Genomic DNA, 11,890 nt, shown 5'->3' on the forward strand with positions numbered 1-11,890 from the left:
CTGGAAAAGGAAATCGGGTGTCGAAGGTTCGACGTGGGGACGCGAAACGCCATGCGCCGGCCATATCCCGGCGCATGCGGATCGTCAGAAGATGTGCGCGTAACGCAGGCCGGCGAGCACACTGTTTTTCGGGCCGTTACGCACGCTCAGATCGGTGCCGAGCTGGATTTGCACCTGGTCGGCCTTCGTCACGAACTTCGCCGCGGTGATCCGCAGGCGCGTGGTGCGAAGCGCGTCGTCGTTGTCCGCGCCGCCGACGCTCGTTTCACCGCCCCAGAACTGGGTGATGCCGACCCCGAGCGACGTGCCCGGATCGGGCATGTAACGCACCATCGCCTGGGCGCTGTAGCTCATCCGCTGATGCAGCGTCGCACCGTTCGCGCCGTACGACGTGTTGTTGCCGTACCAGATCGCGTCGCCGACGAGATCGAGTGCCCACTGCGGCGAAAAGTGCTTGACGTAGGCGGCCTGGAAATCGAGCGACCAGCGGTTGGCACCGAGATTGAGGCCCCGGTTCTGGTCGTAACTCCCGGTCGGCGCGTAGACGTAGACCGTCGCGGCGACGACGTCCTTCGCTTCGTTCAGGCGGAATTTCAACGGCGCGGTCAGGATCACGTCGCCGACGCCGTTCGTACTGCCAAGCGCGCCTGCGTTGCCGAAGCTGCTGATGTGACCGAACGGCAGCAGTACCTGCGGATCGATCGTGAGCCTGTCGGTGAGCTGGAACACATGCAGCAGGCGGGCGATGCCGACATTGGACTGCAGGTCGAAATCCGACGTCCGCTGGCCATTCGCGTAGTACGCGTTCGTCGCCGAATAGTTGTAGTACAGCACGCCTATCGTCGCGCCCACCGGATACTGCTCGTAGTCGCCGGGATCGACCTCGACCGCGCCCGCGTAATGCGATGCGACGACCATCAGCGACAGGCCGATCCAGCGCGCGATTCGCTTCAGCTTCATTCTTTTGACGTTGTCCATCATGCTCCTCACCTGGATGCGCAGACACCGCCACGCTCGACGTACGACGAACGGAAACCGTTGCCGGACGGTGGAATCGCGGGTGCTGGCTGACTGTTATTCCGCCGGTACTCGGGCGAGTGCCGACGATTCGCGACATCGAACGGCCGTCGCTTGAGGGTGAGAATAGAAAGGCAAAATCCGCATTTCTGTTTTCCGGCGGAACAAGAAATTGGCTGTGGCGGGCCTCCGCGGCCGGCGCCCCGCAGCGGTCGCGAAACGTGCGCGGGCGGCCGCCGTTTCATGCCGGACGCGCTGTAGATGCCGCGCATCGCCGGGCATCCGTTGCGCGTAGGCGCCCGCCGCGCCACGGGGCCGTCTCGGCATAGTTTCCGATCCGTGCCGGCAAAGAACCGCGCTTTTTCTCTTCTTACCCTGCTCATCGAGCGTGACCGACACGACGCGCCCATCCCCGCCACGCCAGTCGCAACGTCGTGGCGGCGGTCGACCCGAACCACGACAAGGAGCCCCCACGATGAACCCGATTGCTTCCGAGGAAACAGCGTCGACGCCCGGCGAACGCGCCTGGGCGCTGTTTCGCGTGATGAAAGAGAAGAACCTGATTCCCGACGGCTATATCGAAAACCTGACCGAGCTGATGTCCACGACCTGGGATCCGGCCAACGGCGCGCGCATCGTCGCGCGTGCGTGGGTCGACCCGGCATTTCGCGAACTTCTGCTGAAGGACGGCACGGCCGCGTGCGCGCAGTTCGGCTACACCGGCCCGCAGGGCGAATACATCGTCGCGCTCGAGGACACCCCGACGCTGAAGAACGTGATCGTCTGCAGCCTGTGCTCATGCACGAACTGGCCGGTGCTCGGGCTGCCGCCCGAGTGGTACAAGGGCTTCGAATATCGTGCGCGGCTCGTCCGCGAAGGGCGCACGGTGCTGCGGGAACTCGGCACCGACCTGCCCGACGACGTCGTCGTGAAGGTCTGGGACACGACCGCCGAAAGCCGCTATCTCGTGCTGCCCGTGCGGCCGGCCGGCAGCGAGCACATGACCGAGGAACAACTGCGCGCGCTCGTCACGAAGGACGTGCTGATCGGCGTTGCGCTACCGCGCGCGCACTGACTCGCACCGCGTTTCGCGCTCGACTTTCACATCTCGGAGATCACATATGGACGGCTTTCACGACCTCGGCGGATTCCAGGGTTTCGGCCCGGTGCCGCATACGATCAACAGTCTCGGCTACAAACCGGTCTTCAAGGAAGACTGGGAGCATCTCGCGTACAGCCTGATGTTCGTCGGGGTGGACCCACTGAAAAAATTCAGCGTCGACGAGGTACGTCACGCAGTCGAGCGCATCGACGTGCGCCAGCACGTCGGCACGCGCTACTACGAGCGCTACGTGATCGCGACCGCGACATTGCTCGTCGAAACCGGCGTGCTCACGCAGGATGAACTCGACCGCGCGCTCGGTTCGCCTTTCCGGCTCGCGAACCCGCCGCGCGCCGGCGGCCGGGCAGCCCCGGCCGAGTCGACGCGGTTCGAGGTCGGCGATCGCGTCGTCGTTCGCGACGAATACGTCAGCGGACACATCCGCGCGCCGGGCTACGTTCGCGGCAAGACGGGCGTCGTGTTGCACCGGACAACCGAATCGTGGCCGTTCCCGGACGCGATCGGCCACGGCGACACCGGCGCCGCGCATCAGCCGACCTATCATGTCGAGTTCCGCGTGAAGAATCTGTGGGGTGACGCCGCCGACGACGGCTATGTCGTGGTCGACCTGTTCGAAGGCTACCTGGATCGCGCGTCCGGGCAGAGCGCATGACGACGCCGGACAATCGACAAGTGTCGGCCGCCCCGGCGCCGAGGATTCCGGTCACGGTGCTGTCCGGCTTCCTCGGTGCCGGGAAGACGACGGTGCTGAACCATATCCTGCGCAATCGCGCCGGCCTGAAGGTCGCCGTGATCGTCAACGACATGAGCGAAGTCAACGTTGACGCCGACGACGTGCGGCGCAACGTCGAGCTGCATCGAGGCGAGGACGAACTGGTCGAAATGAGCAACGGTTGCATCTGCTGTACGCTGCGCGCCGATTTGCTCGAGCAGATCAGCACGCTTGCGCGGCAGCATCGCTTCGATTATCTGCTGATCGAGTCGACCGGCATCTCGGAGCCGATGCCGGTTGCGGAGACGTTCGCGTTTCTCGATCGGGACGGTTTCAGCCTCAGCGAACTCGCGCGGCTGGACACGCTCGTCACGGTGGTCAACGGCGAGACGTTCGAGGACATGATCGCGTCGGTCGAACCGGTCACGCGCGACGCCCCGCTCGCGAACGGCAGCGGCACCGGTCCACCGCGCACGCTGTCGGACCTGCTGATCGAACAAGTCGAATATGCGAACGTGATCCTCGTGAGCCGACTCGACCGGATCGGCGACGCGGGTTTCGACAGGCTGCGCGCAGTCCTTGCATCGCTGAATCCGTCCGCGCGAATCCTGCCGATGCAGCACGGCGGGATCGATCCGTCGGACGTCCTCGATACGCGGCGCTTCGATCTACCGGCACTCGTCGAATCTCCGGGATGGATGCAACGCATGCAGGCCGACGAGCGCCCGTCGGAATCGGATACATACGGAATCGCATCGTGGGTCTATCGCGAACGTGCGCCGTTTCATCCGGCGCGCCTGCTCGCGTGGCTGCGTCGCCCCTGGACCAACGGCCGGCTGCTTCGCTGCAAGGGATATGTGTGGGCTGCGCACCGCTATGCCGAAACCGCCATGCTCGTGCAGGCCGGCGACGCGTTCCAGTGGGGCTACGTTGGCCGATGGTGGCGGTTTACGCCCCCGTCGGACTGGCCGCACGACGACTATCGTCGCGACGGTGTGCTGAAAAAATGGGAAGAGCCGACAGGCGATTGCCGGCAGGAAATCGTGTTCATCGGTCAGTCGATCGATCACGTCCAGTTGCAGCGGGAACTCGATGCGTGTCTGCTGACGGTCGAAGAAATCGACGCAGGCCCGGAGTCGTGGCGCCGGCTTCCGGAAGCCGACGCGTTCGACGCGCTCGCGACTACTGCCCATCCGTGAAGTGAGACTGGATGGCTTCGGCCGCAACGCCTGCGCCCTATCGCTTTCGGTCGGCCCGTGAGCGCTGCGCGCGGTTCAGCACGACGTGAATCCCGGCAGCACCGCCGAGGGCAGTTTTCTTCAATACGGGCCGACGCCGCGCCCGTAGTCTCGATGCGACTTTCAACATGTCGCATGGAGACACCTGATGAGCATGCTGGTTTCGATGGCCGCGTTCGCGCTCGCCTCGTCGATCACCCCCGGTCCCGTCAACATCGTCGCGCTCAGCGCGGGCGCGCGCCATGGCCTCGGCGCGAGCCTGCGCTACGCGGCCGGCGCCACGCTAGGCTTCGTCGCGCTGTTCCTGCTGATCGGCCTCGGCCTGCACGCGGCGCTCGCGCGCTGGCCCGCACTGACGACGGCCACGCAGTGGTCGGGGATCGCGTTCCTGCTTTACCTGGCGCTGCGGCTCGCGCTCGACGACGGCCGGCTCGCGGCCGATCCGGACGTGGCCGGCCCGTCGGCGGCGGCCGGCGCGGCGATGCAGTGGCTCAATCCGAAGGCGTGGCTCGCGTGCGTGGCCGCGATGGGCGCGTATGCGGCCGACGGCGACCGCGCGCAGGTCTGGCAGTTCGCCGCGCTGTATCTGGTGATCTGCTTCGCGTCGATCGCATGCTGGGGTTATGCGGGCGCGTCGCTGCGGCACCGGCTCGCGAACGCGCGGCGCATGCGCGTGTTCAACCGGCTGATGGCGCTGCTGCTCGCGGGCAGCGCGCTGTTTCTGCTCGACGTGTAGACACCGTTGCGTTCAGCGCCTCGCGCTGCGGTACTGCCCCGGCGTCGCGGCCGCGATCCGCCGAAAGGCGCGCTGGAAATGCGCCTGGTCCGCGAAGCCGGCGTCGAGCGCGACTTCGGCGATCGGCCGGCCGCGGCGCAACTCGGTGCGGCCGTACTGCACGCGCCGATCGATCAGGAACGCATGCGGCGTCATCCCGTAACGCGCATTGAACGCGCGGATCAGGTACGACGGCGACAGGTCGGCCGCCGCGCAGATCGCATCGAGCGTGATGGCCTCGCGGCAATGGGCGGCGATGTAGTCGGCCGCGCGCGCGAGCTTGGCGTTGTCGTCTCCGGGCCGTGGGTCGGGCAGTTCGCGGTCGAGCGCGCCGTGCAGCGCCGTGAAGAATTCGACCGCCGCGCTCTCCTTGCCGAGCGCATCGGTGGCGGGCGACACCAGCGTGCGGTAGAAGCCGCCAAATTGCGCGAACAGATCGCCGCGCTCGGTCAACTTCGGCGAAAACCCGTGAAAATCGCGGTTCGGATCGCGGCCCAGCGAATGTTGCAGCCGCGCGAGCCACGGCACGTCGACATAGACCATCCGGTACGCCCACGCATCGGCACCGTACGGATTGCATGCGTGCACCTGCTCCGGATCGATGATCACGAGCACGCCGCGCCCGACGTGTGCGTGCGTCGCGCCGTTCACGTACGTGCTCGTGCCGCCGACGATCGCGCCCACCGAAAACGTGTCGTGCGTGTGCTTCGCGTAGCAGATCGCGCGCCCGTCGTCGACGGTGCGCGCCTCGATGAACGGCAGCGCGGTATCGCGCCAGAACGGCGACGGTACGGCGGATCGGTTGGCGGTACGGCTCACGCGGCGGGCTCCCGGTTCGAACGGCGAACGCTCACCGTACAAGACTGTGCGGCGCCGCGCAACAGCGAGCCGACGCTTCGCGGCTGGATCGCCTAAGCTTTGAATTCGGCCGCCGCGGCAGACGCGGCGGGTTCCGCGTCCTCTTCCCACCGGTACACACATGCAGATCGATCTGAAAGGCAAGACCGCGGTCGTCACCGCTTCCACCGCCGGCATCGGCTTCGCGATCGCCGAAGGCCTCGCGCGCGCCGGCGCGCACGTCGTCGTCAACGGCCGCAGCGACACGTCGGTGCAGTCCGCGCTCGGGAAACTGCGCGACGCCGTGCCCGGCGCAAGCTTCGACGGCGTCGCCGCCGACCTGTCCGACGCGGCCGGCGTCGCGCGCGTCACGCAGCACACGCCGAACGCCGACATTCTCGTCAACAACGCGGGCATCTACGGCCTGAAGGCGTTCTTCGACATCGACGACGCCGAATGGGAACATTTTTTCCAGATCAACGTGATGTCCGGCGTGCGGCTCGCGCGGCATTACCTCAAAGGGATGATCGAACGCAATGCCGGGCGCATCGTGTTCATTTCGTCGGAATCGGGCCTGAACATCCCCGTCGACATGATTCATTACGGGTTCACGAAAACCGCGCAGTTGTCGATCGCGCGCGGCCTCGCGAAGCTCGCGGCCGGCACCCGCGTGACCGTCAATTCGGTGCTGCCGGGGCCGACGATGTCGCAAGGCGTGCGCGAGATGCTGAAGGCGCAGGCTGACGAAACGGGCCGCAGCATCGACGACATTGCCGTGGAGTTCGTGCGCAGCGAACGCGCGAGCTCGATCATCCAGCGGCCGGCGACGACGGAGGAAGTCGCGAACCTGGTCGTGTACGTATGCTCGCCGCAGGCGTCGGCCACGACCGGCGCGGCATTGCGCGTCGACGGCGGCGTGGTCGACACGATAGCGTGACGGCCGGATGACGCGCTCGCGCCGCGCGTGGCCGCCGCCCTAGCGCGACGCGCGCTTGCCGGACTGGAGCGTGCCCTTGCGATCGGCGTCCATGCAGGTATCGAAGCCGGACTGCGTGACGACGCCGGCCTTGTCGAACACGACGAAGTACGCGCGGTGATCGTTGCCGTGCTCGATAAAGTAGTTGTAGCAGACGCCGCCGCCGTTACGGACCATCCAGACGCTGCGCGGGTTGCCGGCGACGCGGACGACGTCGGCGCGCGTCGCGCCGTGCCGCGACGCGGCCCGTGCAAGCGGCGTGCGCGAATACGAGAACGGCAGCCACGAGTCGAACCACGCACAGCCATGCAACATCAGGCAACTGGCGGCCAGGGACAGCGTCGCTGCGGGACGGGCCATCGGAATCAATCGCATGCTCGGGAAATCTGCTGCGCCATACCGGCGTGATCGAAAACCCCATGCTACTCGACCTTTGGGTCCGGATCGAAAAGAAATGTAGAGATCTTTATCCGAATCCCTGCGTTTGCAGGCCTTCGCGCCGGCTGAATCGTCATCAATCGTTGCAGCCGGCGCGCGCGCATGCGCATCCGCGCCGCCGCACCGTCGTCTCGAACCGGTGCAACGGCATGCGCGATCAGGCGATCCATTCGGCCCACAGCATCGTCAGCACCGTCATCAGCGCGGGGCCGACGAACAGCCCGATCAGGCCGAACGTCTCGGCGCCGCCGAGGATGCCGAACAGCACGAGCAGGAACGGCAGCCGCGTCGAACCGCCGATCAGCACCGGCCGCACGAAATGCTCGGCGACGAACACGACGATGAACCCGAGCGCCGCGATCGCGACGGCCCACATGGTCGCCCCCTGCACGAACAGCCAGAGCGCCGCGCCGCAGAACACGACCGGCGCGCAGAACGGCAGCATCGCGGCGACGGCCGTGACGAGCCCGAGCAGCGCCGCGTGCGGCACGCCCGCGAGCGCGTAGGCGATGCCGAGCAGCGCGCCCTCGCCGAGCCCGACGACGACGAGCCCCGTCACCGTGCCGTACACGGCCGCGACCATGCGCTCGATCAGTTCCGCGCCGTTACGCCCGAACGCACGTCGCGCGCCCTGCAGCAACGCGCCCGACAGCTTGTGGCCGGCGCGCAGGATCACGAACAGCGTGACGAGCATGAAACCGAATTCGAGCAGCACGTGCGCGAGCTTCGTGCCGAATTGCCGGCCGAACGCGATGAATTTCTCGCTATTGACGCCGTGCATCGCGGTGGCCGCATGCAGCGGATGGCCGAGATTGGCCTGCCACCATTCGGTGATCTGCGCGGCGCCGTACGGCAACCGGCCGATCACGTCCGGCAGCGGGATGCCGTTGTCCTGGATCGTGTGCAGCCACTCGCGCAGGTCGTGCGCCTGCGCGATCGCCTGGGTCGTCGCGACCGCCACCGGCAGCACGACGAGCAGCGAGATCGCCGCCGTGATGACGGTCGCGATCAGCGTCGGCCGATTGCGGAACAGCCGGTGCGATTCGAAGCACTTCAGCAGCGGCCACATCGCGATGGCGATCACGCACGCCCATGCGATGGCGGGAAGGAAGTCGCGGATCACCCACAGCGCGAGCACCAGCAGCGCCGCATACAGCGCGATGCGGGCGACCTGCTGGGCACGCGGCCGCGCGGCGGAATCGGAAGACGACGGGACATGTGCGCCCATGGCACCTCTGTCGAAATGAAAAAATGGCGGCTCGCCCAGGCAATCGCCCGGACGAACCGCCATTCTATCCATCGGCGCCGGATCGGCGGCACGCGCGCTCGATGCGCGGACCACCCGGCGCCGCGCGGACGCGCGCCGCTCAGGCCACGTTGTCGGCGATCCGGTAGCGCTCGAGCCAGTGCGCGTACGGCGCGGGCAGCGTCCACGACGGACGCTCGACGCCGAGCTGCTTGGCCGCGTAGTACGGCCAGTGCGGGTCGGCCAGGTGCGCGCGGCCGACCATCACGAGATCGAGCTGTTCCTGCGCCACCACGCGGTTCGCCAGTTGCGGCGTATCGATTCCCCATGCGGACGACACCGGCAAGCCGGCCTCGCGGCGCACGCGTTCGGCGACCGGCGCCAGGAACGCCGGCCCCCACGGAATCTGCGCGTCGGGCGTCGAGAAGCCGACCGACACGCTCAGCATGTCGAGCCCTTCGAGCTTCATCCGCTGCGTGAGCGCGATCGACTCGGCGAGCGTCTCTTCGTCGCGGCCGTCGTATTCGATCACGCCGAGGCGCGCGGTCAGCGGCAAATGCTCGGGCCAGACCTTGCGAACGGCCGCGAGCGTGTCGACGAGGAAGCGGCCGCGGTTGTCGGCCGAACCGCCGTATTCGTCGGTGCGCCGGTTCGAGTGCACCGAGAAGAAGCTCTGGCCGAGATAGCCGTGCGCGAAGTGCAGTTCCAGCCATTCGAAACCGAGGTCGCGCGCACGCTGCGCGGACGCGACGAAATCGGCCTGCACGCGGGCGATGTCGTCGTGCGTCATTTCGCGCGGCACCTTCGGCAGGTGCGCGCCGAACGGCACGGCCGACGGGGCGATGGTCTGCCAGCCGCGCGGATCGCCGTCGGCGATATGGTCGTCGCCTTCCCACGGGCGGTTCGCGCTGGCCTTGCGGCCCGCGTGCGCGATCTGGATGCCGGGCACCGCGCCGGCCGCCTTGATCGCCGCGACCGACGGCGCGAAGGCTTCGGCCTGCGCGTCGTTCCACAACCCCGCGCAGCCCGGCGTGATGCGGCCTTCCGGCGACACGGCCGTCGCCTCCGCGATCACGAGGCCCGCGCCGCCGCGCGCGATGCCGGCCAGATGCACGTGATGCCAGTCGTTGACGACGCCGTCTTCGGCGACGTACTGGCACATCGGCGGCACCGCGATGCGGTTGCGCAGCGTGACATCCTTGAGTTTGAACGGTTCGAACAGGGCAGACATCCACGACTCCTTTATTGGGTCCTGCAAAACGGGGAATGCGTCGTGCGGGGCGCACGGCGCAACGATGCGGGCCGTCGGCGGGCCGGCTGCGCCCGGCGACGGCAAGGACGCGGCGCCGGCCGGGCCGGCGCCATGTGTTCAGCGGTGGCCGAGCTTCGCGAGCAGCGCCTCGGCCGCGGGCGCCGACGACGCCGGGTTCTGCCCGGTGATCAGCAGCCCGTCGGTGACGACATGCGGCGCCCAGTCGGCGCTGCGCTCGAATTCAGCGCCGTTGGTCTTCAGCATGTCCTCGACGAGGAACGGCACGACTTCGGTCAGCTCGACCGCCGCTTCCTCGCTATTGGTGAAACCCGTCGCGCGCTTGCCGCGCACGACCGACTCGCCGGTCTGCGGGTTCTTCACGTGGCGCAGCACGCCCGGCGCGTGGCAGACCGCCGCGACCGGCTTGCCGGCCGCGAGCGTGCGCTCGATCAGGCCGATCGAATGCAGATCCTCGGCGAGATCCCACAGCGGGCCATGGCCGCCCGGGTAGAACACCGCGTCGTAGTCGTCCGCCGACACGTCGGCCAGCTTGCGCGTCGACGCGAGTTCGGCCTGGGCCGCCGCATCGGCGTCGAAGCGGCGCGTCGCGTCGGTCTGGGCCGTCGGGTCGCTGCTCTTCGGGTCGAGCGGCGGCTGGCCGCCCTTCGGCGACGCGAGCGTCAGCTCGACGCCCGCATCCTTGAACGCGTAGTACGGCGCGGCCAGTTCCTCGAGCCAGAAGCCGGTTTTCTTGCCGGTGTCGCCGAGCGTGTCGTGCGAGGTCAGGACAACCAGAATCTTCATGATCGGACACTCCTTCGAAAATGAACGGGGGAACGGAGCCGCACGTCGGCGCGGCGCGCCTGATGGTTAGTCCGCCCGCGCGCGGCAACGTGCGATTCATTCATCCGCATGCGATATAAACCTATTAGACCAGTCGTCTAGAAGTAGCCGAAATAAAACGACGGCGTCTCGCGGCATGAAACTGCCGGGGACGTCGCCGCATTCACAAGGACGGATGATAGCCGCGAATTAGACCGGTCGTCTAGAAGAACGCGTATTCGCCCCTGCCGTCGTCATGGCCTTTTCGACGGGGGGCGGAGTCCGGCATCGCCGTCGCCGCCCTTCGCCGTTTGCCCGCAGCAGCCGGCCGCTGCAGCCGCGCCGGCTCCCGACGGCTACCCGCGCACAGGCCCGTCCGTATCCCCCGCTTCGATGACTGGCGCTTCGAGCCGGTGATCGCGCACGCCGTCGTCCAGCAGCCGCAGCATCAGCTCCGCCAGCGCGCGGCCCGAGGCGTGCCCGGTCGGCTGCACGACCGCCGTGACACGATACGGGTGCGCGATATCGGGCGGCACGCCGTCGTAGACGATCAGCGACATATCGGCGCCCAGGCGCAGCCCGCGGTCGACCAGCGCGCGAAACGCGCCGCCGCCCGCGATGTTGTTGTCGACCAGCAGCGCGGTCGGCGGTTCGGCGCGCTCGAGCAGCGCCCGCGCCGCCTGCTGGCCGCCGTCGTGCGTAAACGCGCACTCGACGAGCAGCGCCGGATCGGCCTGGATACCGGCTTCGCGCAATGCCGACAGATAACCGGCGCGCCGCTGCGCGGCGAAATTCAGCTCGAGCGGCGCGCTGATCATCGCGATGCGCCGATGCCCGAAGCCGATCAGCCGGCGCGCCGCGTCGCGCGCGCCCGCTTCGTTGTCGAAGTCGAACCACGCATACGGGCCGGCCGCCTGCGTGCGGCCGTACGCGACATACGGAAACGCGCTCGCTTGCAGGTACGCGAGACGCGGATCGTCCACCTGCGTGCGCGCGACGATCAGCCCGTCGACGAGCTTGCCGTCGACGATCCGCCGATAGGTGTCCAGTTCCGCGTTCGGTCGCGCCGACGCGATGATGAAATCGAGATTGCGCTCGGCGAGCCGCTCGGTGATGCCCGCGACGACCTCGCCGAAACGCGGATCGCCGAGATCGCCGGCGCCGAACGGATAGACGATGCCGATCATGTCGGCCCGGCCGGTCGCCAGCCGGCGCGCGGTCGGATCGGCCACGTAGCCCATTTCGCGCGCGGCCTTCGCCACGCGCTCGCGCGTCGCCTCGCTGACGTCGTCGTAACCGTTCAACGCGCGGCTGACCGTCGTCCGCGACAGACCCAGCGCGTCCGACAGCGCCTTCAGATTCACCTTCACCGTCATTCCTCGCATTCGCCGATCCGCCCGGCCGCCCGAGGTCCGGGATGCGCCGACCGGGTAATTATTTCCATTGAGTAATCA

13 protein-coding genes are annotated in these 11,890 nt (G+C 67.7%); 5 read left to right on the top strand and 8 right to left on the bottom strand.

The window, feature by feature from the left end:
* Positions 1 to 84: 84 nt before the first annotated feature.
* Positions 85 to 981, bottom strand: a complete 897-nt coding sequence (locus tag JYG37_RS16305; RefSeq protein ID WP_050010968.1) for a transporter — start codon at positions 979 to 981, stop codon at positions 85 to 87.
* 511 nt (positions 982 to 1,492) lie between these two features.
* On the opposite strand from JYG37_RS16305, the gene nthA reads away from it, so the two are divergent.
* From nthA to JYG37_RS16325, 4 genes are all read left to right on the top strand, one after another.
* Positions 1,493 to 2,092: a nitrile hydratase subunit alpha gene (nthA, locus tag JYG37_RS16310; RefSeq protein ID WP_050010967.1), complete on the top strand. Its 600-nt coding sequence runs from the start codon at positions 1,493 to 1,495 to the stop codon at positions 2,090 to 2,092.
* A gap of 46 nt (positions 2,093 to 2,138) precedes the next feature.
* Positions 2,139 to 2,792 (top strand): nitrile hydratase subunit beta, encoded by a 654-nt coding sequence (nthB, locus tag JYG37_RS16315; RefSeq protein WP_209925266.1) that lies wholly within the window; start codon positions 2,139 to 2,141, stop codon positions 2,790 to 2,792.
* The gene (locus tag JYG37_RS16320) at positions 2,789 to 4,051 is read left to right on the top strand and encodes a GTP-binding protein (RefSeq protein WP_050010965.1); all 1,263 of its coding nucleotides are present in this window, start codon (positions 2,789 to 2,791) and stop codon (positions 4,049 to 4,051) included. Before nthB ends, JYG37_RS16320 begins: the two co-directional genes overlap by 4 nt.
* Before the next feature lie 187 nt (positions 4,052 to 4,238).
* The gene (locus JYG37_RS16325; protein WP_050010964.1) at positions 4,239 to 4,826 is read left to right on the top strand and encodes a LysE family translocator; all 588 of its coding nucleotides are present in this window, start codon (positions 4,239 to 4,241) and stop codon (positions 4,824 to 4,826) included.
* A 12-nt stretch (positions 4,827 to 4,838) separates the two neighbouring features.
* Here JYG37_RS16325 and JYG37_RS16330 read toward each other — a convergent pair whose 3' ends face one another.
* Positions 4,839 to 5,684 (bottom strand): helix-turn-helix transcriptional regulator, encoded by an 846-nt coding sequence (locus tag JYG37_RS16330; RefSeq protein ID WP_204384246.1) that lies wholly within the window; start codon positions 5,682 to 5,684, stop codon positions 4,839 to 4,841.
* 160 nt (positions 5,685 to 5,844) lie between these two features.
* Between JYG37_RS16330 and JYG37_RS16335 the strand changes: the two genes are divergently transcribed.
* Positions 5,845 to 6,639 (top strand): SDR family NAD(P)-dependent oxidoreductase, encoded by a 795-nt coding sequence (locus tag JYG37_RS16335; protein WP_213345594.1) that lies wholly within the window; start codon positions 5,845 to 5,847, stop codon positions 6,637 to 6,639.
* A gap of 39 nt (positions 6,640 to 6,678) precedes the next feature.
* Here the strand turns inward: JYG37_RS16335 and JYG37_RS16340 are convergent, their stop codons facing one another.
* The 6 genes from JYG37_RS16340 to JYG37_RS16365 all read right to left on the bottom strand — a co-directional run bounded on the left by JYG37_RS16340 (position 6,679) and on the right by JYG37_RS16365 (position 11,821).
* A complete protein-coding gene (locus JYG37_RS16340) occupies positions 6,679 to 7,053 on the bottom strand; it encodes a hypothetical protein (RefSeq protein ID WP_089489329.1) in 375 nt (124 codons plus the stop codon).
* 47 nt (positions 7,054 to 7,100) lie between these two features.
* On the bottom strand, positions 7,101 to 7,286 hold the full coding sequence (locus tag JYG37_RS16345) for a hypothetical protein (protein ID WP_213345596.1): 186 nt from the start codon (positions 7,284 to 7,286) through the stop codon (positions 7,101 to 7,103).
* Complete coding sequence (locus tag JYG37_RS16350; RefSeq protein WP_089489328.1) at positions 7,274 to 8,344, bottom strand: AI-2E family transporter; 1,071 nt, start codon at positions 8,342 to 8,344, stop codon at positions 7,274 to 7,276. The genes JYG37_RS16345 and JYG37_RS16350 overlap by 13 nt, the downstream gene beginning before the upstream one ends.
* A 139-nt stretch (positions 8,345 to 8,483) precedes the next feature.
* Positions 8,484 to 9,593, bottom strand: coding sequence for an NADH:flavin oxidoreductase/NADH oxidase (locus tag JYG37_RS16355; RefSeq protein WP_213345597.1), 1,110 nt, complete (start codon positions 9,591 to 9,593; stop codon positions 8,484 to 8,486).
* A 138-nt stretch (positions 9,594 to 9,731) separates the two neighbouring features.
* Positions 9,732 to 10,418, bottom strand: coding sequence for a type 1 glutamine amidotransferase domain-containing protein (locus JYG37_RS16360; RefSeq protein ID WP_089489327.1), 687 nt, complete (start codon positions 10,416 to 10,418; stop codon positions 9,732 to 9,734).
* Between the two features lie 374 nt (positions 10,419 to 10,792).
* The gene (locus JYG37_RS16365; RefSeq protein WP_213345599.1) at positions 10,793 to 11,821 is read right to left on the bottom strand and encodes a substrate-binding domain-containing protein; all 1,029 of its coding nucleotides are present in this window, start codon (positions 11,819 to 11,821) and stop codon (positions 10,793 to 10,795) included.
* Positions 11,822 to 11,890 lie beyond the last annotated feature (69 nt).

Source organism: Burkholderia sp. LAS2 (assembly GCF_018417615.1).
GTDB lineage: Bacteria > Pseudomonadota > Gammaproteobacteria > Burkholderiales > Burkholderiaceae > Burkholderia > Burkholderia sola.